Source organism: Allobosea sp. P2_A10 (assembly GCF_056405115.1).
This window is the reverse complement of the sequence record NZ_JBFUCS010000006.1, coordinates 66081-89444: the sequence shown is the minus strand read 5'-3', so window position 1 is coordinate 89444 and position 23364 is coordinate 66081. Positions and strand designations below refer to the sequence as shown.

General features: G+C 66.7%; 23 protein-coding genes. 12 read left to right on the top strand and 11 right to left on the bottom strand.

Features of this window, described 5'->3' with window-relative positions; translation table 11 throughout:
* The first annotated feature begins 1 nt into the window (after window position 1).
* From AC1DZY_RS10825 to AC1DZY_RS10785, 9 genes are all read left to right on the top strand, one after another.
* Window positions 2–460 (top strand): MaoC family dehydratase, encoded by a 459-nt coding sequence (locus AC1DZY_RS10825; RefSeq protein ID WP_476820119.1) that lies wholly within the window; start codon window positions 2–4, stop codon window positions 458–460.
* A gap of 95 nt (window positions 461–555) precedes the next feature.
* Complete coding sequence (locus AC1DZY_RS10820; protein ID WP_476820118.1) at window positions 556–765, top strand: hypothetical protein; 210 nt, start codon at window positions 556–558, stop codon at window positions 763–765.
* Between the two features lie 202 nt (window positions 766–967).
* Window positions 968–2083, top strand: coding sequence for an extracellular catalytic domain type 1 short-chain-length polyhydroxyalkanoate depolymerase (locus AC1DZY_RS10815; protein ID WP_476820117.1), 1116 nt, complete (start codon window positions 968–970; stop codon window positions 2081–2083).
* Window positions 2084–2184: 101 nt separating this feature from the next.
* Complete coding sequence (locus tag AC1DZY_RS10810; protein WP_476820116.1) at window positions 2185–2907, top strand: cupin domain-containing protein; 723 nt, start codon at window positions 2185–2187, stop codon at window positions 2905–2907.
* Window positions 2908–2950: 43 nt separating this feature from the next.
* A complete protein-coding gene (locus AC1DZY_RS10805; protein ID WP_476820115.1) occupies window positions 2951–3814 on the top strand; it encodes a GNAT family N-acetyltransferase in 864 nt (287 codons plus the stop codon).
* Between the two features lie 22 nt (window positions 3815–3836).
* On the top strand, window positions 3837–4763 hold the full coding sequence (locus AC1DZY_RS10800; protein ID WP_476820114.1) for a 2-hydroxyacid dehydrogenase: 927 nt from the start codon (window positions 3837–3839) through the stop codon (window positions 4761–4763).
* A gap of 155 nt (window positions 4764–4918) precedes the next feature.
* Complete coding sequence (locus tag AC1DZY_RS10795; RefSeq protein WP_476820113.1) at window positions 4919–5335, top strand: helix-turn-helix domain-containing protein; 417 nt, start codon at window positions 4919–4921, stop codon at window positions 5333–5335.
* 44 nt (window positions 5336–5379) lie between these two features.
* A complete protein-coding gene (locus AC1DZY_RS10790) occupies window positions 5380–6780 on the top strand; it encodes an aminotransferase class III-fold pyridoxal phosphate-dependent enzyme (protein ID WP_476820112.1) in 1401 nt (466 codons plus the stop codon).
* 176 nt (window positions 6781–6956) lie between these two features.
* Window positions 6957–7433 (top strand): Lrp/AsnC family transcriptional regulator, encoded by a 477-nt coding sequence (locus AC1DZY_RS10785; protein WP_476820294.1) that lies wholly within the window; start codon window positions 6957–6959, stop codon window positions 7431–7433.
* Between the two features lie 18 nt (window positions 7434–7451).
* Here AC1DZY_RS10785 and AC1DZY_RS10780 read toward each other — a convergent pair whose 3' ends face one another.
* The 7 genes from AC1DZY_RS10780 to AC1DZY_RS10750 all read right to left on the bottom strand — a co-directional run bounded on the left by AC1DZY_RS10780 (window position 7452) and on the right by AC1DZY_RS10750 (window position 15928).
* The gene (locus tag AC1DZY_RS10780; protein WP_476820111.1) at window positions 7452–8420 is read right to left on the bottom strand and encodes an ABC transporter ATP-binding protein; all 969 of its coding nucleotides are present in this window, start codon (window positions 8418–8420) and stop codon (window positions 7452–7454) included.
* On the bottom strand, window positions 8413–9396 hold the full coding sequence (locus tag AC1DZY_RS10775) for an ABC transporter ATP-binding protein (RefSeq protein WP_476820110.1): 984 nt from the start codon (window positions 9394–9396) through the stop codon (window positions 8413–8415). The genes AC1DZY_RS10780 and AC1DZY_RS10775 overlap by 8 nt, the downstream gene beginning before the upstream one ends.
* Window positions 9393–10898 carry an amidohydrolase family protein gene (locus AC1DZY_RS10770; RefSeq protein ID WP_476820109.1) on the bottom strand — a complete coding sequence of 502 codons (1506 nt, stop codon included), beginning with the start codon at window positions 10896–10898 and terminating at the stop codon, window positions 9393–9395. Before AC1DZY_RS10770 ends, AC1DZY_RS10775 begins: the two co-directional genes overlap by 4 nt.
* Window positions 10895–12091 carry an amidohydrolase family protein gene (locus tag AC1DZY_RS10765; RefSeq protein ID WP_476820108.1) on the bottom strand — a complete coding sequence of 399 codons (1197 nt, stop codon included), beginning with the start codon at window positions 12089–12091 and terminating at the stop codon, window positions 10895–10897. The genes AC1DZY_RS10770 and AC1DZY_RS10765 overlap by 4 nt, the downstream gene beginning before the upstream one ends.
* Window positions 12092–12245: 154 nt before the next feature.
* Entirely contained in the window at window positions 12246–13181 is a 936-nt protein-coding gene (locus AC1DZY_RS10760) for an ABC transporter permease (protein ID WP_476820107.1), read from the bottom strand.
* Window positions 13171–14163 carry an ABC transporter permease gene (locus AC1DZY_RS10755; RefSeq protein WP_476820106.1) on the bottom strand — a complete coding sequence of 331 codons (993 nt, stop codon included), beginning with the start codon at window positions 14161–14163 and terminating at the stop codon, window positions 13171–13173. The genes AC1DZY_RS10760 and AC1DZY_RS10755 overlap by 11 nt, the downstream gene beginning before the upstream one ends.
* Before the next feature lie 196 nt (window positions 14164–14359).
* Window positions 14360–15928 (bottom strand): ABC transporter substrate-binding protein, encoded by a 1569-nt coding sequence (locus tag AC1DZY_RS10750; RefSeq protein ID WP_476820293.1) that lies wholly within the window; start codon window positions 15926–15928, stop codon window positions 14360–14362.
* A 293-nt stretch (window positions 15929–16221) separates the two neighbouring features.
* Here AC1DZY_RS10750 and AC1DZY_RS10745 point away from each other — a divergent pair, with 293 nt between their 5' ends.
* On the top strand, window positions 16222–16929 hold the full coding sequence (locus AC1DZY_RS10745) for a GntR family transcriptional regulator (RefSeq protein WP_476820105.1): 708 nt from the start codon (window positions 16222–16224) through the stop codon (window positions 16927–16929).
* On the top strand, window positions 16926–17624 hold the full coding sequence (locus AC1DZY_RS10740) for a flavin reductase family protein (protein WP_476820104.1): 699 nt from the start codon (window positions 16926–16928) through the stop codon (window positions 17622–17624). Before AC1DZY_RS10745 ends, AC1DZY_RS10740 begins: the two co-directional genes overlap by 4 nt.
* On the opposite strand, the gene AC1DZY_RS10735 is transcribed toward AC1DZY_RS10740, so the two are convergent.
* Together AC1DZY_RS10735 and AC1DZY_RS10730 are read right to left on the bottom strand one after the other, a co-directional pair.
* A complete protein-coding gene (locus AC1DZY_RS10735) occupies window positions 17625–18608 on the bottom strand; it encodes an asparaginase (protein WP_476820103.1) in 984 nt (327 codons plus the stop codon).
* A gap of 178 nt (window positions 18609–18786) precedes the next feature.
* On the bottom strand, window positions 18787–19989 hold the full coding sequence (locus AC1DZY_RS10730) for an extracellular solute-binding protein (RefSeq protein ID WP_476820102.1): 1203 nt from the start codon (window positions 19987–19989) through the stop codon (window positions 18787–18789).
* A 148-nt stretch (window positions 19990–20137) separates the two neighbouring features.
* On the opposite strand from AC1DZY_RS10730, the gene AC1DZY_RS10725 reads away from it, so the two are divergent.
* Complete coding sequence (locus AC1DZY_RS10725) at window positions 20138–21280, top strand: AGE family epimerase/isomerase (RefSeq protein WP_476820101.1); 1143 nt, start codon at window positions 20138–20140, stop codon at window positions 21278–21280.
* A gap of 32 nt (window positions 21281–21312) precedes the next feature.
* Here AC1DZY_RS10725 and AC1DZY_RS10720 read toward each other — a convergent pair whose 3' ends face one another.
* A complete protein-coding gene (locus tag AC1DZY_RS10720; RefSeq protein WP_476820100.1) occupies window positions 21313–22326 on the bottom strand; it encodes a Gfo/Idh/MocA family protein in 1014 nt (337 codons plus the stop codon).
* Window positions 22323–23363, bottom strand: a complete 1041-nt coding sequence (locus tag AC1DZY_RS10715; protein WP_476820099.1) for a Gfo/Idh/MocA family protein — start codon at window positions 23361–23363, stop codon at window positions 22323–22325. The genes AC1DZY_RS10720 and AC1DZY_RS10715 overlap by 4 nt, the downstream gene beginning before the upstream one ends.
* Between the last annotated feature and the right edge of the window lies 1 nt (window position 23364).

Here is a 23364-nt window from a genome sequence, read left to right as displayed (position 1 = left end):
CATGGCCGGGCTTTATTTCGACGACCTGACGGTCGGGCATCTCTTCAAGCACGAGATTCGCCGCACCATCACCGAGGCGGACAATGTCTGGTTCAGTGCGGTGACCCACAACCCGGCCTATCTCCATCTCGACGAGGAGTATTGCAGGACCGAGACGGAATTCGGCCAGCGCCTCGTCAACAGCGCCTTCACGCTCGGCCTGATGGTCGGCATCTCCGTCGGCGACACGACCCTGGGCACGGCGATCGCCAATCTCGGCTGGGACGAGGTGCGCTTCCCCAAGCCGCTGTTCCACGGCGACACGGTTCGCGTCGAGACCGAGGTCGTCGAACTCCGCGACAGCAAGTCGAGGCCCGACGCCGGAATCGTCGTCTTCCTGCACCGCGCCTACAACCAGCGGGGCGAACTGGTGGCCCATTGCAAGCGCTCGGGACTGCAGCGCAAGCGGCCAAAAGCCTGATTCCCAGGCTAGAATGCAGTTTGAACGGTCGAATTAACCGTTCCCTGACGCGGCCATCCGACACTGCCCATCTGATTCGAGGGTGTGGGTGTCCTATGGGTAATGTGTTGCAGTTTCCGGTTCCGAGGTCGCGTTGCGCCTATGGCGAGGATAGCGAGATCGATCTGCTGACCGCCGTCGATGTCGCCCTGCGCGATCTCTCCGACATCATCGGCGCCATCAGCATTCCCTCGGCGCGCGAGCAGGCCGAGGCCTGCCGCGAGATGCTGCAATCGGCCTTCGACGCGGCTCTCGCCGCCGACTGAGACAGCCGCCGATGCACGCCTGTTCTTGAGCGCGCCACAATCATCGGGCTTCAAGAGCCTGCTGCCTGCGACCATCCCCATCGCGACGCGACGATCCGACCCGGGAACCAGCCGGGCCGATGGCCGTTCCCGGTCGTGCCGGCAGCGGCAAAGGCCGTCCCTGGCCAGTCGCTTGCACGGACCCTTCCGAAAAGGATAGCCCATGACTTCGCGCATGCGCACCGCCATCGGCGATGCAATGACCTTGCTGAAGACGGCCAACGTCACCGCCGCGACCGCCGTGCTCCAGCGCGCGCTTGGCGCCGGCCCGGCCGAGGAGCGCGAGCGCCCGGCGGCCGGCGAGCCCAATACCGTCGGCTTCACGGCTCCCCGACGTCGCAGGCTCGGCGATGTCCTGCAGGTGTTGCGCAGCGGGCTCGCGGAAGCCAACGAAGCGCGCCCTCGACAGGCTCCGACGACGCCCGCCGCCGATGAGCGCTTCGTGTCGTGCACCTATCGCGGCGCCGCGGGATCGATCGCCTACAAGCTTTACGTCCCGACCAACCGCGCCGGCCGCGAGATGGCGCTCGTGCTGATGCTGCATGGCTGCACGCAAAACCCGGACGACTTCGCACTGGGAACCCGGATGAACCGGTTGGCCGACGAGTTCGGTGTCATCGTCGCCTGGCCGCACCAGCCGCGCTCGGCCAATCCGCAGGGCTGCTGGAACTGGTTCGACCCGCGCCACCAGCAGCGCGGCGCGGGCGAACCGGCTGTGCTGGCGGGTCTGGCGCAGGAGCTTGCAACCGAGTTCGGCGTCGACGGAAGGCGCATCTTCGCGGCGGGCCTGTCGGCCGGCGGCGCAATGGCCGACGTGCTGGCCTCGACCTATCCGGAGGTGTTTTCCGCCGTCGGCATTCATTCCGGCCTGCCCCATGGCGCGGCCAGTGACGTGATGTCGGCGCTCGGCGCGATGAAGAGCGGTGCAAAGCCGTCCTGGCCAGCCAAAGCTGCCGGCAGGACATCCGGCGGCAGCCGCAGGATCGTCTTCCATGGCGGAGCCGACGCCACGGTGCACGTCGCCAATGGCGAGCAAATTCTCGACCGGGTCCGGGCGCAGAACCCCGGCAGCGCGGCAGTGACGTCGGACAGCCACATCAATGGGCGAAAGGTCACACGGACCTTGCTCGATGGGGCTGACGACGGCGCGCTTGCGGAGCATTGGCTTGTGCATGGCGGCGCGCATGCCTGGTCGGGTGGCGATGGCGGCGGCAGCTTCACCGATGCCAGCGGCCCCGACGCGTCGCGTGAGATGCTGCGCTTCTTTCTGTCGCGGTAAGCGAGGCGGCGCTTCGGCGCTGTCCGAAAAGAGCGTCCAATCCCTCAGTCCCGCGCTGAGGGTAACTGCGGGCTCTTCGCAATCCCGGAAGCAGGAAGCCGATGTCGTCAGGAATTCTCCTCCTTGCCCGCGCCGGTGGCGGCGCGGTCGAGACGCCCTTTCGCATGGGCAGGCTCGGACAGGACGACCCCTTTGCCGCCGCTCGTGAGATCGCCTGGACAGGCCCAGACGCCATTTCGGCGGGACGATGCCGCTTCGCGGGCGTGTCGGAGATCGCAGCCTTCCCGCATACGGAGGCCGTCGTAGTCGTCTCCGGCAGGCTTCGACTGTCGCAGCCCGGCGGCGAAACGTTGGTGCTCGCAGCAGGCGAAGGCGGCGTGATCGCGCACGGAACGGCCCTCTCGGTCGATGCCGGTGCGGGCGCGCAATGGGTTTTCTGCGCCGTGACGGGCAAGACTTCGGCCACGCCCGGCCTGACGAGGCTTGCAGCCGATGCCCCGCTTGCCCCCTCTGCCGCACCGGGCGCCGAACTGCTCGTCGGGCCGACGCCGCAATGCCGGAGCTTCAACGCCTTCACCGACGAGGCGACGCGGTTTCGCGCCGGGACCTGGGATTCGACGCCCTACCGGCGCATCTCGCGCCCGCATCGCGTCAACGAGCTGATGCATCTGGTTTCCGGCAGCGTCGAGTTGACCGGGGCCGACGGCGGCGTCACGCGGGTCGAGACCGGGGACAGCGTCTTCGTCGCCCATGGCGCTGATTGCGCCTGGGATGGCAACGAACCCGTCGCCAAGTTCTATGTCGTCCAGGAGGTCGTCGGCTGAGCGCATCGTCGCCCTGCCGTTGCCTTCGAGCCGGAGTTCCAGCATGTCCGCCGTCGTCGCCATTCAAGAGGCCCTGACGTTTCGCCCGATCGAACTGCGCGATGCGGCAGGAGGATTGCGCCTGTCCCAGGCCGTGTCTTGGCCCTATCGCGTCGAGGATTGGCAGATGGCGATCGGCCTTGGCGGCGGGGTCGTCGCGACGCGGGGCGAGGATATCGTCGCGACCGCGCTATGGTGGCCTTACGGGCAGACCTACGCCACACTCGGCATGATCATCGTCTCGCCCGATCTCCAGGGCGGCGGCATCGGCAGGCGATTGATGCAGGGCCTGCTGGAACAATCGGCCGGACGCACGCTGCTGCTGAACGCGACCGTCGCCGGCGAGCCGCTCTATGAAAAGCTCGGCTTCGTGAGCTGCGGCGGCGTCCGCCAGCATCATGGCATCGTCCCCGCCCTCGCCGCACCGGTCCTGAGCCCGCAAGAGCGTCTGCGTCCGGCGGGCATGGCCGATCTGCCGCTGCTGGAGCGGCTCGATCTGCAGGCGACGGGTTTGCCGCGCCGCCCGCTTCTGGAAGTCCTGCTCGGCTGCGGCCAGGCGATAGTGCTCGAGCGCGACGGCATGCCCGTCGGCTTCAGCATCCTGCGCCGCTTCGGGCGCGGCCTTAGCATCGGACCAGTCATCGCGAATGATAGCGCGCAGGCGCGCATCCTGATCGACCACTGGCTTCATGCGCAGCAGGGCCAGTTCGTCAGGATCGATATACCCGTCTCATCGGGGCTGGACGCCTGGGCGACGCAGCGCGGCCTGAAGTTTGCTGGCCCGGTCACGACCATGGTGCGCGGCGACAAGCCTCTCGCGACCGGGCCCGCCATCCTCTACGGGTTGGTCAATCAGGCTCTCGGCTGAAGAACGGATACAGGCGAAAACGATGGCGTTTCTCTACAAGTCCGATCCGGTTCGCGGCACCGAATGGGCTGCGCTGTTTGCGCAGAAGGCGCCGGACCTGCCGTTCCTGATCTGGCCCGATATCGGCGATGCGAGCGAGATCCGCTACATCGCCGCCTGGATGCCCCCCGACGACATGATGGCGCGCTTCCCGAACCTGGAACTGCTGTTCTCGGTCGGCGCCGGCGTCGACCAGTTCGATTTCTCGAAGCTGCCGCCCGAGTTGCCGATCGTGCGAATGGTCGAGCCCGGCATCGTCGACGGCATGGTCGAATACGTCACCATGTCGGTGCTGGCGCTGCATCGCGATCTCGTGCCCTACATCGCCCAGCAGCGTGCGGGAATCTGGGAGCAGATCAGGGTCTGGCCGGCGTCGAGCCGTCGCGTCGGCGTGCTCGGCCTCGGCCAGCTCGGCGAAGCGGCCTGCCGCAAGCTCGCCGGCTTCGGTTTCCAGGTCGCGGGCTGGAGCCGCACGCGCCGCGAGATCGAGGGCATCGCCTGCTATGCCGGCCCCGACGAAATGGACGCTTTCCTCGGCCGCAGCGACATCCTCGTCTGCCTGCTGCCGCTGACCGGGGAGACGCGCGGCATGCTGAACGCGGAACTCTTCGCCCGCCTGCCGCATGGCGCAAGACTGCTGAATTCGGGGCGCGGCGGCCATCTCGATCAGGACGCGCTGCTGGCGGCGCTCGATAGCGGCCAGATCTCGTCGGCGGTGCTGGATGTCACCGACCCCGAGCCGCTGACCGCCGGACATCCGCTCTGGAGCGACCCGCGCGTGCTGATCACGCCGCATATCGCCAGCATGACCCAGCCGGAAACGGCGGTGGAGGTCGTGCTCGACAATCTCCGACGGCACCGCGCCGGCGAGCCGCTGTTCGGGCTGGTCGACCGCAGCCGCGGTTACTAGACCGGTTCCAGCCACGGCATCTTGTGCCGCCGACCCGGCCCAATTGCGCAGGTGATAGCGCGCAAGCGCATAGTCGGCTGCCGACAGCATGGCGAGCGGGTTCTACTCTTGCGGGCAACAGGCGGCATGTGCCGTCGGCGAGAGAGAACCGCTCCATGCACGAGCCAACTCCTGAGAACGGGCAGACGCAGCCTGCGCGGGTCAATCCGGGAATCCAGCGCGCTCTCGGCCATATCGAGCGGCATTTTGCCGAGAGCGTCTATCTCGACGACCTCGCGGTGCTCGCCGGGCTCAGTGTCTGCCGCTTCGTCACGGTGTTTCGCCGCCAGGTCGGCATGACCCCGCACCGCTTCATCTGCCATCGCCGCATCCGCCATGCCAAGACGCTGTTGCGCGAAGGCATGCCGCCGGCGCTCGCGGCTTCCGAGGCCGGCTTCTTCGACCAGAGCCATCTGTCGCGCCATTTCAAGACGATCTGCGGCGTCACACCAGGCCGTTATCTGCGCGAGGAAGCACAGATGGCGCGGCCAGGCATCCGCCGCGACGCCCATATGCAGGCTGCCGCAGGCTGACCCGCCGCCATCACTTTCCCCCTTCGTTCATCCAAGGCAGCGCCATGACCGTCAATTCTCTCGAAGCCCTCGACCGCAAGCATTGGGTCCACCCCGTCGCCTCCTGGGCCGGTCACGAAAAGCGCGGCGTCACCATCATGAAATCGGCGCGCGGCGCCTTCATCACCGACATCGACGGCCATGAGCTGATCGATGGTTTCGCCGGACTATGGTGCGTCAATGTCGGTTATGGCCATGAAAGCATCGTCGAGGCGGCCGCCGCGCAGATGCGCGAACTGCCCTATGCGACCGGCTATTTCAGCTTCGGCAGCGAGCCCACCATCCGGCTGGCCGCCAAGCTTGCGGAGCTGACGCCGGGAGACCTCAACCACATCTATTTCTCGCTCGGCGGATCGGACGCGGTCGACGGCGCGCTGCGGCTGATCAGCTACTATTACAACGTCACCGGGCGGCCGACGAAGAAGCAGATCATCTCGCTGGAGCGCGGCTATCACGGCTCCTCGTCGACCGGCGCGGGCGTCACAGCGCTGCCGTCCTTCCACCTGAATTTCGATTTTCCGGCCCATGTCCAGCATTACATCGCCTCGCCCTACCCCTATCGCAATCCGGTGGGCGGCGACGATGCGAGCGTGATCGCGTCCAGCGTGGCCGCGCTGCGCGCCAAGGTCGAGGAACTCGGCCCCGACAATGTCGCCGCCTTCTTCTGCGAGCCGATCCAGGGCTCGGGCGGCGTCGTCGTGCCGCCGCGCGGCTGGCTCAAGGCGATGCGGGAAACCGCACGCGAACTCGACATCCTCTTCCTGGCCGACGAGGTCATCACCGGCTTTGGCCGTACCGGGCCGATGTTCGCCTGCGAAGCCGAAGGCGTCGTGCCGGATATGATGACCATGGCCAAGGGGCTGACCTCCGGCTATGCGCCGTTGGGTGCGCTCGCCATCAGCGAAACCATGTTCCGCACCATCGCCGACAATGCGCCGGCGGGCGCGCCTATCGGCCATGGCCAGACCTATTCCGGCCACCCGGTCAGCGCCGCCGTCGCACTGGAAGTGCTCAGGCTCTATGACGAAGGCGGCATTCTCGCCAACGGCCAGCGCGCCGGCGCGCATTTCGAAGCGAAGCTAGCCGAACTCGCCGACCACCCGCTCGTCGGCGAAGTCCGCGCGCGGGGCCTGCTGGCCGGCGTCGAACTCGTCGCCGACAAGCAGGCCAAGGAGCGTTTCCCGCGCGAGGCCAGGCTGTCCGAGCATCTCTTCGCGCGCGGCTACGCCAATGGCGTGATCTTCCGCGCCTTCGCCGACGACATCATAGGGCTCGCTCCGCCGCTCTGCTGCAGCGACAGCGAGATCGACCTGATCGTCGACCGCCTGCGCCAGACGCTGGACGACATGCTCGCGATCCCCGAGATCAAGGCCAGCCTGCGCTGGGGCACGAGCGTCGCGGCATGATCCTCGCTTTGCCGGAAGCAACCGCATCGACCTAAAATATCGGGAGCCCTGCCTTTGCGAAAAACCGGTTCCCACTTTTTCGCGCAATGCTCTAGGCTTTCGAACCAGGGCGGCTTCTGACGGGTGCGCCCGGGCGGCGCGCCTTGGCTTTGGGGATTTTCGTCGTGACACCAGGCGTGCGCCTCGACCGCATCGACATGAAGATCCTGGTCGCGCTGCAGGCCAACGGCCGGATGACCAATGTCACGCTGGCCGATGCGGTGGGCCTGTCGCCGAGCCCGTGCCTGCTGCGGGTCAAGCGGCTGGAGCAGGCCGGCTTCATCTCCGGCTACAGCGCGGTGATCAACCTGCAGAAGCTCGGCGAGACCATCACGGTCTTCACCGAGATCACGCTGGCCGACCACACCAAGGAGTATTTCATCCGCTTCGAGACCGCGCTGCGGCGCGTCGACGAAGTCGTCGAATGCCACCTGGTCAGTGGTGGCTATGATTATCTGGTCAAGTTCGTGACGCGCGGCCTGACGCATTACCAGTCGCTGATCGAGACGCTGCTCGACCGCAATCTCGGCATTTCCAAGTATTTCAGCTACATCGTCATCAAATCGCCGATCCAGAAGCCCGGCTACCCGCTGCCGACCCTGTTCGACGCCTGATCGGGAGCGACGGGCCTGTCAGCCGAGATGGCATGCGAGCTCGACGCCGCCGGCTGCGTGAAGCTGTGGCCGCTCACCATGGCAGCGTTCGACCGCGATGGCGCAGCGCGGATGGAAGCTGCAGCCCAGCGGCGGAGCGATCGGGCTCGGCACTTCGCCAGACATCGGCCGGCGTTCGCGGTTCGGCTTTTCGACATCGGGGATCGTGTCGAGCAGCAGCCGCGTATAGGGGTGGCGCGGATCGGCGAAGACCTCCTCGGCCGGGCCGCTCTCGACGAAGCGGCCGAGATACATGATCGCGAGATGGTCCGACATGTGCCGGACCACCGAGAGATTGTGGCTGATGAAGAGATAGGTCAGGCCGAACTCTTTCTGGAGCCTGACCATCAGGTTGAGAATCTGGGCCTGGACCGAGACGTCGAGCGCCGAGGTCGGCTCGTCGCAGACGAGGAAATCGGCCTCGGTGGCGAGCGCGCGCGCGATCGAAATGCGCTGACGCTGACCGCCGGAGAAGGCATGCGGATAGCGGCTCGCGTCCGTGCGCGACAAGCCGACGATCTCGAGCAGGTCGCCGACGCGTTGCAGCGTCGAGGCTTCGTCGGGGCGCAAGCCCAGCTCGCGGATCGGCTCGGCGATGATGTCGCCGACGCGCCAGCGTGGATTGAGCGAGGCGTAAGGATCCTGGAAGATCATCTGCACGCGCGGCGGGCCGATCGTGCCGTCGCTGCGGGTGATGTCGCGGAAATGCAGCGCGCCTTGCGTCGGGCGCTGGAGACCCACGACCATGCGCGCCAGCGTCGATTTTCCGCAGCCGGACTCGCCGACGATGCTGAAAGTCGTGCCGCGCGCGACCGTGAAGGAGACATCCTCGACGGCACGCAGGATACGGCGCGGCTCGCGCGAGATCAGCCGCGACAGCGCGGGCGCCGAAACATCGAAGCGGCAGGAGGCGGAGGCGACCTCCAGAATGGCGGCCGGATCACGCATGCGCCGGCTCCAGCAAGGGGAAATGGCAGGCCGCGGCATGGGCCGCCACGGGCAGGCCGGGCTTGTGGTCGCAGCAGAACGGCGTCGCCGCGCCACAGCGCGGATTGAAGGAACAGCCCGGCGGGATCGCGTTCAGCCGCGGCATCGAGCCGTCGATCTGGTTCAGCACGGCGTTGCGGGTGTGGACGCTCGGTATCGAGGCCATCAGGCCGGCGGTGTAGGGGTGGCGCGGCCGGCGCGTGACCTCCTCGACCGGGCCGATCTCGACGATGCGCCCGGCATACATCACCGCGACCCGGTCGGCGGTCTCGGCGATGACGCCCATATCGTGCGTGACCAGCATGATCGCCGTGCCGTGCTCGCGGCAGAGCCGCTTCAGCAGCGTCGTGATCTGGGCCTGGATCGAGACGTCGAGCGCGGTCGTCGGCTCGTCGGCGATGATCAGCTGCGGCTCGGCGCAGAGCGCCAGCGCGATCACCACGCGCTGGCGCAGGCCGCCGGAGAACTGGTGCGGATACTGGTCGATCCGGGTCTCGGCTGCGGGTATGCCGACCTCCTTGAGCAGGCTAAGCGCCTTTGCCCGCGCCTCCACCCTGCCGACCGGAAGATGCGTCGTGATCGTCTCGACGAGCTGATCTCCGACGCTCAGCAGCGGGTGCAGCGAGGTCAACGGATCCTGGAAGATCGCGCCGATACGGCGGCCACGCAGCCTGCGCATCGATTCGGCCGGCAGATTATCGATGCGCTGGCCGTCGAGTCTGATCTCTCCGCCGGCGATCCGGCCGGGCGGGTCGAGCAGGCCGATCACCGCCGTGCCGGTCAGCGACTTGCCGGCACCGGATTCGCCGACGACGCCCAGGATCTCGCCCGGAGCGATCTCGAAGGAGACGCCGTCCAGCGCCGTCAGCGGACCGTGCCGGCCGTCGAAGACGATGCGCAGATCCTGAACCGAGAGCAGCGGGCCCGAAGCGGTCATGCCGGCACCTCCGCGCGCTCAATCGGATAGCTCGACGAGAAGATCTCGCTCATCGGCGGATTGCCATGGGTGCGTTGCGGATAGCGCGCCATCACGCCCTCGAACTGTTTTTGCGCCCGAAGCTTGTCGGCGGCCTCGTCGATGCCGGGGATCAGGCGGTCCTCCATCACGAAGCGCCCGTCGATGATCACCGTCGCAAAATCGCGGCCATGGCCGGCGAGCAGCATGGTCTGAACGGGATCGATGATTTGGCCAAGATGGGGCCGGTCGAGATCGAACACGGTGATGTCGGCGCGCGAGCCGGCCTGAAGCCGGCCGAGATCGGGCCGGCCGAGCGCATCGGCGCCGCCGATGGTCGCCGCATCGTAGTAATCCTCGCTGCGGACGGCGGAGACGCTGCCGGCGATGGTCCGCGCCAGGATCATCCCGACCTGCAGGTTCATGATCATGTCGGGCGGGCTCGTGTCAGTGCCCATGCCGATCTTGAGCCCCATCTCGCGATAGCGCCCGAAATGGTCGATCGCGTTGCCGTGCCGGCCGGAAACCAGCGGGCAGTGGACGATCGCGGCCCCGGCATCGCGGATGATCTCGAGGTCGCGCCCCGGCCGCGCAACTAGGCGACTGCCCGAAACGACGGTGCCATGGGGGAGCAGGCTGCGCTCGTTCAGAAAGCCGAGGCTCGCCAGCCATTCCGGCGGACTCATGCCGTGCTGGGCCAGTACGAGGTCGTATTCGATCTTCGACTGGCAGCAATGCAGGCGCACCGGCACCTTCAGCGCCCGGCCGGCGTCAGCCGTGCGGCGCAGCAGTTCGGCCGTCGAGGTCTCGATCCGGTCGGGCGCCAGCATGGTCCGGATCAGGTCGCCGGCCGCGCCTTCATGCGCCTCGCAAAAATCGATCGCGGCGTCGAGTTCGGCGAGGCCGCGCGGCTCGTCGTAATGCGTGGTGATGCGCCCGTCGGGCTCCACGACCTGATTGCCGGTGCGATAGGCCGGGCCGAGATAGGCGCGAAAGCCCAGCGCGGCTGCAGCCTCGGCCGCGTCCTGGAACTCCTCGGGCGTCTCGCCCCAGGCGCGATAGAACAGCGAGGCGATCGGCAGCCCGGTCGTGACGCCGTTGCGGATCAGCGTCGCGAAGGCGTGCTTCTTCTGGAAGGCCAGTTCCTCGCGCGAATACATCTCATAGGGGCCGGCTTCGAGATAGCTGCGCGGCCAGACGCGGCCCTTCTTCCAGGCCGGCTGGTTGTCATAGGCGAGGATCGTGGTGTCGAGATCCGAGAGCGCGTCGAGATCGACGAAGCCCGGCCCGATCAGCGCGTTGCCGTAGTCGATGCGTTTGGAGACCTCGCCCGGAAAGCCGTGGCCGACGAAAACGACCGCGCCGTCCTCGAAGACGACCTCGCCATTCTCGTAAAGCCGATGCCGCCCGTCGACATGGCCGACGAGCCAGCGCGCGGTCAGCAGGATACGGCCCTCGGGGCGGTTTGCGGCGCGCAGGGTCACGGCACGGTCCTGATCGAGACGCCGTCGCGCGCGACAATCCTGCCGCCCTTGACGACACGGCGCTGCGGCGCGCGCATCACCAACGCCTCAGCCACGGTCTCGCCCGGCAGGATGACGAAATCGGCGTTGCAGCCGGCCTCGATGCCGTAGCCGGCGATCTCCATCACCTTTGCGCCTTCCGTAGTGCACACGTCGAGCGCCAGGCGCAATTCGTCGTCACGGCGGAAATTGTTGCGCAGGCCGACGAACATGGCGCGCTCCAGCATGTCGGCATTGCCATAGGGACCCCAGGTGTCGCGGATGCCGTCCGAGCCCGAGCAGACGCGGATGCCGGCCTGCAGCAGCTTCTTGACCGGCGGCGCGGGACGGCTTGCCGGGCCGGTGGTCATGATGGCGATGTCGAGTTCGGCGAGGCCGGCGATCAGCGGATCGACCAGCACCGGGTCGGCGCCGAGGCAGAAGGCGTGGCTGATCGTGACCTTGCCCTGCATGCCGAGCGCGCGGGTGCGTTCGATGATCAGGTCGGTCGAGAAGGCGCCCATCTCGCCGGGCTCGTGCAAATGGATGTCGAGCGGCTTGCCGAATTTCTGGCAGAGCGCGAAGACGGCATCGAGATGGCCCTTGGGGTCGCGGTCGATGGCGCAGGGGTCCAGCCCGCCGACGATCTCGCAGCCGGCCTGCATCGCCTGGTCGAGCAGTTCGAGCGTGCCGGGCCGGCAGAGCAGACCCGATTGCGGGAAGGCGACGAGCTCGATGTCGACGATGTCGCGATAGGCGTCGCGCGTCTCCATCACACCTTCGACGCCCCACATGCCATGCTCGGTATCGACATCGACATGGCTGCGGATATGGGTCGTTCCCTTCAGCGACGACTGGATGCTCTGGCGGGCGGATTGGCGGGCCGGCTCGATACCGAGACGCTTCTTGTTCATGCGCTCATTGTCGATCTTGTCGATCAGGCGCGCGCCGACCTCGTTTTTATACCAGGGCTGGCCCCAGAGGCTCTTGTCGAGATGGGTGTGGGCCTCGACCAGACCGGGGATGACGATCTCGCCCTTGCCGTCCTCGACCGCGACGCCGGCGGGTGAAGCGAGGTTTGGTGCGAGCTGCGCAATCTTGCCGTTCTCGATCAGCATATCGACGGCAGCGCCGGCATAAGGGCGGATGTTCTTGAGCAGGAGGGAGGCGGTCATCGCGGGCGTTTCCTTCGTTCTGTTCTGTGGCCTCCCCCGTCATGCTCGCCCTCGTGGCGAGCATCCACGTCTTCGGCATAGGGCTCGACGAACGAAGACGTGGACGGTCGGGACAAGCCCGACCGTGACGGGAGAGTCGTCGAGGAAATCGTTATCACCTCAGCTTCGGGTTCAGAGCGTCGCGCAGCCAGTCGCCGAGCAGGTTCACGCTGAGCACGATGAGGCCGAGCTGAAGCGAAGGGAAGACGATCAGCCACCATGAGCCGGAGAACAGGTACTGATTGCCGATGCGGATCAGGGTGCCCAGCGAAGGCTGCGTGATCGGCATCCCGACGCCAAGGAAAGACAGGGTCGCCTCCGAGAGGATGGCGAGGCCGAGGTTCAGCGTGGCAGCGACCATCACCGGGGTCAGCGTGTTGGGCAGGATGTGGCGCGCCATGATGCGCCGCGCCGGCACCCTGATGATGCGGGCGGCCAGCACATACTCCTTGCGGCGCTCGACCATGGTCGAGGCGCGCACGGTGCGGGCGTATTGCACCCAGTTGGTCAGTGAGATCGACATCACCAGCACGACCGCCGCAAAGGGCTCGCGCAAAGCCGGCGGCAGCAGTTCCCGGAAGATAGCCGAGACCAGGATCGCCATCAGCAAAGTCGGGATCGAGAGCACGGTGTCGCCGAGCCGCATCAGCAGGTTGTCGATGCGCCCGCCATAGAAGCCGGCGACGAGGCCAAGCGTTACGCCGATGCCCATCGAAACGATGACGGCCGCGATACCAATGATCAGCGAAACCCGCGTGCCGTAGAGGATCGCCGAGAGCACGTCGCGCCCTTGCGGGTCGGTGCCGAGCAGGAAGGGCCATTCGCCATCCTTGTTCCAGATCGGCGGGATTTCAGCCTTGTCGATGAAGATCTGCGCGAGATCGTGCGGGTTTTGGGCTGAGATCAGCGGGGCGAAGAAGGCCGTGAACAACAGAAGCGCCAGTATGAGGGCCGACAACCAGGCCGCCGGTGTCCGGCGAAAGCTCCAGCCGATGTCGCTGTCGAGGAAGCGGCGCAGATATGAGGATTTCGCAATCGTCTCAGCGGGCATTTGCGGCTCCCGACAAGGCATCCTCACGCAGGCGTGGATCGACCCATGCATAAGTCAGGTCGACCAAAGTGTTCAGCGAGACGAAGATGAAGGAGACGACGATCAGATAAGCCGCCATCACCGGGATATCGACGAAGGTGACGGCTTGGACGAACAGAAGCCCCATGCCGGGCCACTGGAACACGGTCTCTGTCACCAGCGCGAAGGCGATCAGGTTGCCGATCTGCAGGCCGGTCACCGTGATCACCGGCATCAGGCAGTTGCGCAAGGCATGGCGGAAATGGACGGCGCGCGTCGTCAGTCCGCGCGCCCGGGCGAAGCGGATGAAGTCGGTGCGCATCGTCTCCAGCATCTCGGCCCGCACCAGCCGCATCACCAGCGTGATCTGGAACAGCGAGAGCGTGACGCCGGGCAGGATCAGCGCCTTGCGTCCGGACGCGGTCAGGAAGCCGGTCGACCACCAGCCGAGCTGCACGGTCTCGCCGCGGCCGAAGGCCGGGAGCCATTGCAGCGTCACCGAGAAGGTCAGGATGAACAGGATGCCGAGCGCGAAGCTCGGCAGCGAGACTCCGAGCACCGAGATGAACTGCAGCGCCTTGGCGAGAAGGCTGTCGCGCTTGATGGCAGTATAGACGCCAAGCGGGATGCCGATGGCGAGCGACAGGAAGGTCGCGACCAGCACGAGCTCGAAGGTCGCCGGGAAGCGCTCGGAGATCAGCGTGAAGACCTCCTGCTGGTTGCGGTAGGAAATGCCGAAATCGCCCCTGACGGCATTGCCGGCGAAGGTCGCGAATTGCAGCACAAGGCCCTTGTCGAGGCCAAGCCGGGCGCGCAGTTCGTCGCGTTGCGCCTGGCTCGCCTGCTCGTTCAGCATCAGTTCGACGGGGTCGCCGACGAAACGGAAGATCAGGAAGGCAATGAACGCCACCGCGAGCATGACGCCGGCCGCGTTCAGGAGGCGCTTGAGGAGGAAGGCCGGCATCTGGGTGGTTCCCTGAGGATGCGTAACGGCACGTCGGCCGAGTGGCTCGACGGCTATCAAACCCTCGCCGTCATCCTGGGCGACCGAAGGTCGTGCCCGGATCCATCATGGAGCGACGACGGTGCCCTATGATGGATCCTGGAGCTGCGCTGCTACGCGGCTTGTCCAGGATGACGGCGGAGGGAGACGAAAGCCCTTACTTCAACGTCGTCAGCCAGAGCCGCGGCTTGTTGTCGGAGGCCTGCACGGTCTGGGCCACCGTGTTCCGCATCGCCCAGGCCATCGGCTGCTGGTGCAGCGGGATGAACAGGTGCTCGGCCTTGGCGATCTTCAGCGCCTCCATCATCATCGGAATGCGCTTGGCATTGTCGAGCTCGACGCCGGCCTTGTCGATCAGCGCGTCGATGCGCGGATCGCCCCAATTGCCCCAGTTGAAGACGCCGCCCGAGCCGCTCTTGGAGCGCATCACCTGAATCAGGATCGAATAGGCGTCGATCATCGGCTCGTTGGCCCAGCCGAAGGAGATCACGTCGAACTCGCCCTTGACGCGCTTGGGCGTCTGCTGGCTGCGCGGGCCGAGGCTGAGATTGGGCTTCAGCCCGGCGCGCGACCACATCGCGGCGACCGCCTGGCAAAACTCCTCCTCGTTGACGAGGCCGTCGCTCTGGCAGTTCATCTGGAAGGAGAAGCCGTTGGGGTAGCCCGCCGCCGCGAGCAGCTTCTTGGCTCCGTCGAGATCGAAGGGCAGGCGGATGTCCTGTGACGGCTCGTAGCCGGGGATGGCGGGCGCGATCAGCGCGCCGGTGTTGCGCGAGAGGCCGCGCATGGCGCGCTTCTGCACCGCGTCGATGTCGATGGCGCGATAGAGCGCCTCGCGGACGCGGATGTCCTTGAGCGGGTTTTTGTCCTTCACGTCGCTCTCGAACAGCGTGTCCTTGAGGTTCAGCGCGAAGATAACCGTGCGCAATTCGTTGGTCTGCAGCACCTTGACGTCGGACGAGGCGGCCAGGCGCGGCAGATCCTGCAGCGGGGCGACATTGGTGAAGTCGATCTCGCCCGAGAGCAGCGCCGCGACGCGGGTCGAGGCCGAGGCGATCGGCAGGAACTCGATCGTGTCGATGTTGTGCTGGGGCTTGTCCCACCAGTTCGGGTTCTTCGCGTAGACCGTCCTGGCGTCGACCCGCCGGCTCTCGACCACGAAGGGGCCGGTGCCGTTGGCGTTGTCGGTGGCGTAGCCCTTCACGCCCTTGCCGGAATCGGTCGGCAACAGGGAGTTGTTGGCCTCGAGCCAGGCCTTGTTGAAGATGAAGATGTTGGTCAGGTCGTTCAGCAGCAGCGGATAGGGGCCGTTGACCTCGATCTCGACGGTGTAGTCGTCGATCTTCTTCGAGGATTTATAGGCCGGCAGATTGCCCTTCAGCGGCGAGTCCGGATGCGTCACCCGCTCCAGCGAGGCGATGACGTCTTCGGCCTTGAACGGGTTGCCGTTGTGGAACTTGACGCCCTGGCGGAGCTTGAAACGCCAGACGGTCGGCGAGACGGTCTCCCAGCTCTCGGCCAGCGCCGGCTCGATCTTGAGATCGCCGGTGTAGCGCACCAGCCCTTCATAGACGTGGTTGAGCACCGAGAGCGTGAAGGTGTCGCCATAGGAATAGGGATCGAGCGAGGCGATCTCGCGGGCAGCGCCCCATTTCAGCGTCTTCGCCGAGGCGGATTCGGATAGCCCTGCGCCGGTCAGCGCAAACGCTGCGACCGCCGCCAGCATCCAGGACTTCGTCGTCAGGCCAGCTTTGGTCATCGCTCTCTCCTCGTCGAGACCGGAGGCGGCATCATCGGCGCCCGCGGCTTGCCCCTGTCATTGCCGCATTTTCAATCGCGATGGCGATTAATGCGGCATTTCGTGTGCGATTAATAATCAATCTTGCATACGATATGGATATCGTATTGTATACGATAATCGAAGACAAGCGAAAAACTGGAGCGGAGTCGAAACCCGTGACATTGACTGCATCCGCACAGGCCCGACGATCGGGCGCGGCAGGACGGAGACGGGTCACGATGAGCGAACCGCGCACCCCGGGATTGCGGGCGCAATCGGTCTACAAGGCGCTCAGACGCGCGATCATCGAGCAGGCGCTGAAGCCCGGCATGAAGCTGCCGGAGGATTCGATCGGCGAGCAGCTCGGCGTCAGCCGCACACTGGTGCGCGAGGCCTTTGGACGGCTTGCGGTCGAGGGGCTGGTCGAGCTCAAGCCGAACCGCGGCGCATCCGTCGCCTATCCGACACTGGAGGAGGCGCGCGACGTCTTCGATGTCAGGCGCGGGCTGGAGCGGCAGGTCACCGAGAGTCTGGCGGGACATCTCAGCGTAGCCCAGGTGGCGGAGCTCGAGGCGCATGTCGCGCAGGAGGACAAGGCGCATGGCAAGGACGGGCCGGAATCGATCCGGCTTGCCGGCGAATTCCACATCAAGCTCGCCGAGATGACCGGCAATGCGCTGCTGCTGCGCTATGTCCAGGAAGTCTCCTCGCGCTGCTCGCTGATCCTGGCGATCTATGGCCGGCCGCACTCCTCGGAATGCGCCGTCAGCGAGCATCGCCAGCTGATCGAGGCGCTGCGGGCGGGCGATGCAGCGCGCGCCGCCGAGTTGATGGACCACCATCTCCAGGCCGTGGTGACGCGAGCCCTGCTGACGCCGCGCGCCGAGCGCGATATCCGCGAGGTGCTCGCACCCTATGCCCTCAGTGAAGGACTGACCCGGCCGTGACCGATACGCTGACCCCACCCCGGCCCGCTGACGCGCCGGCGTCGATCGTGACCTTCGATTTCGCGGCGCTGACGCCGCGCGAGCGCTACAAGCTTCTGATAGGGGCGGTGGTGCCGCGCCCGATCGCGCTGGTGACCACGGTCGATGCCAGCGGCGTCGTCAACGCCGCGCCGTTCTCGTTCTTCAACTGCCTTTCGGCAGATCCGGCGATCCTGGCGCTCGGTGTCGAGTATCGCCCGACCGGCGCACAGAAGGACACCGGCCGCAACGTCCGCGAGACCTTGTCCTTCACCGTCAACATCGTCTCCGACGCGCTGGTCGAGGGCATGAATGTCTGCGCGGTGCCATTCGAGCCGGGCACCGACGAACTCGCCAAGGCAGGGCTCACCGCCATGCCCGGCGTGAAGGTGCCCTGCCCCTGGATCGGCCAGGCGCCGGCCGCCTTTGAATGCCGCCACCACACCACGCTGGGCATCGGCAATTCGCGCGAGATCATTCTGGGCGAGGTCGTCTATGCGCATTTCCGCGCCGATACGATCGATCTCGCCAAGCTCTATGTCGACCCCGTCGCGCTCGATGCGGTCGGCCGCATGGGCGGGCACGGCTACGCGACGACGCGCGACTATTTCGACCTGCCGACGATGTCGCCCTCGATCTTCGAGGCCGACCCGGCGGCGGCCAACCGGCGGCGCTGATCAGGCCGCCCGGAACATGGCGGCGATGGCGGCGCGATCCCTGGTCTCGCGCAGCGCCAGCATCAGCAGGAGTCGCGCCTTCTGAGGGCTGAGAAAGCCGGCGGGGATGGTACCGTACTCCTCATCAATCACGGCAGCTGAGACCGCGCCATTGCCGACCCGGGTCGAACGGACGACGATGACGCCGGCGTCCCGCGCCCGGGCCAGCGCCGGCTTCGCCCGGGCGGGAATCGAGCCGTTGCCGGTGCCGGCGACGACGATGCCTGCAGCTCCGGCCGCGATGACGACATCGAAAAGGCTCTCGTCCATGCCGAGATAGGCTGCGAGAATTTCGACGCGCGGCAGATCGCCCTCGTGGGCGGAATCGAAATACGGCCTCGACGCATTTGAGCCGGGCTGGAAGAACGCGATCTCGCTGCCGGTGATCGCACCGACGAAGCCCTGCTCGCCTGCTCCGAAGGCATCGGGAGCGGAGGTGTGGGTTTTCGCGGTCGAACGTGCCGCGCCGATGCGATCGTTCAGGCAGATCAGGACGCCCTGCCCCGCCGCTTCCGCGCAAGCCGCGACGCGCACCGCGTTGAACAGGTTGAGCGGGCCATCGGCGCTCAGCGCCGAGGCCGGGCGCATGGCGCCGGTGACGATGACGGGCGCGCCGGGCGGCAGCAGCAAATCGAGCAGATACGCGGTCTCCTCCATCGTGTCGGTACCGTGCGTGATCACGACGCCGTCGATCCTGCCTTCCGCGCGCAGGGCCAGAATGCGGCAGGCGAGTTCGACCACCATGTCGAGCGGAATGTCGTGGCTCGCCAGATGGGCGAAAGCCTCGGCCTCGACATCGGCGATATCGGCCAGCGTCGAAACGGCGTCCAGGACCGGATTGCGGTCGGGATCGAGCTTGTAGATCGTGGTCGCCGTCGCGCTCTCGCCGAGCGAGGCGATGGTGCCGCCCATAGTCAGGATCATGATCCTGGGTCGCGTCGTCATTGCTGTCTCTCGTCGCCCCGGTCCATGGCTGGCTGCAAAAGGCGGCCTGCGGTGCCGAGGTCGCAGGAGTGCCGGACAATGACAAGGGCGGCGCGGGATTTTCCGCGCCGCCCTCACAGGCCTCGATAGCCCCGCCTTCGCCCGGCGATGGGGCGAAGGCGTCAATTGCGCCCAGCGCTCACTTGCGCTTGACGCCGACTTCCTCGTCCCAGCGACGGAAGGCCGCGACCATCTTGTCGGGGGTCAGCGGCGTCTCGATCGGGTTGTTGGCGATCAGGTCGGCGTATTCGGGCCGGCCGTATTCGGCGATCGCCTTCTGGCTGCTTTCGGGAGCCATCGACAGAGGCACGTCCTTCACGGCCGGGCCCGGATAGAAATAGCCCTCGTCATAGGTGAAGGCCTGCTGCGCTGGCGTCATGGTATGGCTGATCAGGTCGAGCACGACGGCAAGCTTGTCGTCGGCGATACCCTTGGGCACGAACATGTACTGCGCGTCCGAGACCCAGTGGAAGCCCTTCAGCGTCTGGATCTTCGCTTCCTTCGGGACGATGCCGAGCGCGCGCGGATTGATGTCCCAGCCGGTGGTCGAGATGATCATGTCGCGCGAGCCGTCGCCGAGCTCCTTCATCGTCGGGCCGGTGCCGGTCGGGTAGTATTCGATGTTCTGGCCGAGCTCCTTGAGATAGGCCCAGGTCTTCTCCCAGCCATTCATCGGGTCCTTCGGATCCTTGTCGCCGAGGATGTAGGGCAGACCCATCATGAAGGTCCGGCCCGGCCCCGAATTGGCCGGCCGGGCATAGAGGAAGCGGTTGGGGTTCTGCTTGGTCCAGGCCATGAGCTCCTCGGCCGTGGTCGGCGGCTTGGCGACCTTGGCGGGCATGTATTCGAGCAGCGGACCCGACGGGTAATACACGACGCACATGCCCTGGCCGGAGCCGAGATTATGCATGTCGAGCGCGGCCTTGAGCAGGATCTTGCTCGGGTCGGGCAGCGAGGCGGCATGGGTCGGGAACAGCGGCACCCAGAGATTCTGCTCGATGCCGGCGGCCAGCGCATCGAGCCCGCCGATGATCAGGTCGATGTCGACGCGCTTGGCCTCCTGCATCGCCTTGATCTTGGCGGGAAGCTCCGGCGAGGGCGCCTTGGTGAAGGTCATGCGCGAGACCAGGTTCTTCTTGGCGTCGCGGTAGTTTTCCAGCGGCTTCTGCAACAGCGCGAGCGCGCCGCCGACATCAATGATGCTGAGCGCGACCGGCGATTTGGGCAGCGCAGGCGCCTGCGCGAAGGCAGCGCCCGTCTGCAGCGCGGCGACTGTGGCGACGCCGCCTTCGACGAACTGGCGGCGGGTCGCGCCGGACTTTGTCTCTCTCTTGTCAGTCATGGTCTTCTCTCCCTGGTGATGCTTGGTTGATGCTTGGTCAGGCCCGTCTGCGTGAAGAGGTTGCGCCATGCGTCCACGGTGGTTGTGACGCGAGGCGGGTTGCAGGTAGATCGCGCCGCGCATCAAGGCAGCGGCGAAGGACGACATCATGGCCGGCACGACCGACGAAATCCTGCTGTCGGACTGGCTGACGCAGACCTTGCTGCCGGGCTGGCTTGCGCGCGTCCACGATCCGGCCCGGCCCGGCTTTATCGAGATGCTGGACGCCGATGGCACACCTTCCGCGAGCGACCTCCGCACGACGCTGGTGACGGCACGGCTCATTTACGTCTTCAGCCACGCGCATCTGATGGGCGTGCCCGGCGCGCTCCTGGCTGCAAGCCGTGGCATGACCTTCCTGTGGACCGTCTGCCGGCGGCCGGACGGACGCTTCTGCCATCGCTGCACGACGGGCGGCGAGGTGATCGACGGCCGCTCCGACCTGTACGATCTGGCCTTCGTGCTGTTCGCGCTCGGCTGTTACGGCAAGGCGAGCGGAGAAAGCTCCGCCTTCGTCCGGGCGCAGGAGGTCATGGATTTCATCGAGACGGCGCTCGACCATCCCGCCGGGGGCTTCGCCGAGGATACGCTGGGCACGCAGCCGCGCCGGCAGAACCCGCATATGCATCTGCTCGAAGCCTGCCACGCCTTGGCGGAGGCCTCCGGCGATCCGCGCTGGCTGGAGCGGGCCGAAGCGCTGGTCGCCCTGATGCGAACGCGCATGCGCCACGCCGGCGGTACGCTTGCCGAGTTTTTCGGCGACGACTGGAGTCCCCTGCCCGGCCCGCGCGGCCTGATCCGCGAACCCGGCCACCATCATGAATGGACCTGGCTGCTCTACCATCATGGGCGGCTGACCGGCTCGGCAGCGGCCCGCGCCACGGCGCGCGAGCTTTTCGCCTTCGCCGAGCAGCACCATGGCGACGGCCCGGCACATCCGGTCGTCAACGAGATCGACCCGCAAGGCGCGGTGATGAACGGCGCGGCGCTGCTCTGGCCGCAGACCGAATATCTCAAGGCGCTGGCGGCGCGGGCCGAATTCGAGGACGAGGCCGGAGCGCTGGCGAAGATGGAGGCACATCTCGCGCTGACCTTCGATCGGTTCGTCGACAGGGCGTCGGGCCTCTGGGTCAACCAGATCGATGCAGACGGCAAGACCATCGCCGCGCAAATTCCGGTGCGCGTCCTCTACCACCTGCTGCTGGCCTGCGCCGAAATCGTCCGGCTGCAGCCGGAGACCCGGCTGCCCTAGCGCCCACCTGACGGCTCGCCCGGCCCGCATCGTCATGCGCCTCCCCGTTTCGCCGCCGCGAGGATGTCGTCGACGAGGCGCTGCGAGGTCAGCGCCTCCTCGCCGGTCACGACCGGATCGCGTCCCTGCGCGATGGCGTCGACGAAGTCGGCGATGACGGCGCGGTGCGCGTCGTGAGGAAAATCCATGATGTTGGCGCCGCTGCCGGTCGAGCCCTCGGCCTCGACCACCTCGGAGCGGCCGTCGAGGAAGGAGAGTTCCAGCCGGCCGCCGACGAGCGCGGCAAAGCCTCTGGTGCCGATGATCTCGATGCGCTCGGGATGGCCGGGATAGGCGGCCGTCGTCGTCACCAGCGTGGCGGGTGCACCGTTCCCGGTCTCCAGCAACGCCGAAACGTAGTCTTCCGTCTCCATGCGGTGCAGCGCCGTGGTAGCCGATTGCGCGGCGACGACGCGGGAGACACCCACGAGCGAGCGGAACAGGTCGAGCGAATGGATCGCCTGCGTCAGCAGCACGCCGCCACCGTCGCGGGCAAGCGTACCCCGGCCCGGTTCGTCGTAATAGGCCTGCGGCCGCCACCACGGCACGCGCAGGAACGAGGCCGCGATGCCGCCGAGTTCGCCGCCGTCCAGCGCCGCCTTCAGACGCAGGCTCGCCGGCCGGAAACGATGCTGCAGCACGACGCCGAAGGTCTTCCCCGTGCGCCGCGCCGTGGCGACGAGCTTCGCGCCGCGCTCGCTGGTCAGCTCCAGCGGCTTCTCGACGAGGACATGCCGCCCGGCCTCGAGGCAGCGCGCGGAGACGTCGAGATGGCTCGACGGCGGGGTCAGCACGATGACCGCCTCGACCGCATCATCGGCCAGAACCATATCGAGATCGGTCGTGACAGGAAACGGGAACTGCGCCTGAAAAGCCTCCGCGCGCCCGGCCGAGCGGCTGACGGCCCAGCGGACATCGACGCGGTCGGCGAGATCGAGCAGGCTTTTCGAATGAGGGAGGGCCGCCGGTCCAAGACCGATGACGGCGACGCCGAGCTTGCGCGTCATGTCGGAGAACTCCCGGACAGTTTGTTTGCCGGCTTCAGCGGCAATCGGACTGCCTGCGCCTGTGCTTCGAGCGCCAGCCGGCAGACTGTGAAGACGTGGGCCTGCGTCATCGCCGTCTGCGTACGCGCGCCGATATCGGCGACGAGCGCGCGGAAATAGGTCAGAGGCTCGCTGGAAGCGTCGATGTGGCGCGTGCCGGCCCTATCGACCAGGAAGACATGGTCGGTGCCGGCCCGGCCGGCGATATCGACATATTTCCGCAGTTCGATCGTGCCGTCCGTGCCCAGGATCGTCAGGCGGCCATCGCCCCAGGTCGAAAGCCCGTCGGCGGTGAACCAGTCGACGCGGACATAACCGCCGGCTTTCTCGCTGCGCAGCAGGATCTCGCCGAAATCCTCGAAATCGGGCAAATCGGGCGCGCCGAAATGGCCCGTGCCCGAGGCGACGATCCGCGCCTCCGTCGAGTCGGTGAAATGCAGGAACTGGTCGATCTGGTGCGAGGCGATGTCGGTGAGGATGCCGCCGAACTGCGCCTTGTCGAAGAACCAGCCGGGGCGGATCGTACGGTTGAGGCGATGCGGCCCCAGGCCGATCGTCTGCACGACCCGGCCGATGGCGCCGTCCTCGATCAGCTTACCTGCGACGAGCGTGGCCGGCACGATGAAGCGCTCGGAAAAGCAGACCGAGAATATCCGCCCGGTCGCGGCGACCGCCGCCTCGACCTCGGCGAGTTGCGCCAGCGTCGTGACGCCGGGCTTGTCGACCATGACGTCCTTGCCCGCAGCCATGGCGCGGACGGCCAGCGCCGCCCGCTCGCAGGGAATGCCGGCGCAGACGATCAGGTCGATCGAGGGGTCGTCGAGCAGTCGCGCGGCAGAGCTTTCCCTGAGACCGGGGAAGCGCTCGCGGAAGCCGGCCAGCACGCGTTCGTCAGATGTCGTCGGATCGAAGCCGGCGCAGTCGGCGCCGGCTTCGATGAGACCGCCCACCATGTGGAAGATGTGGCGGTGATCGAGCCCTATGGCTGCAAAGCGCATG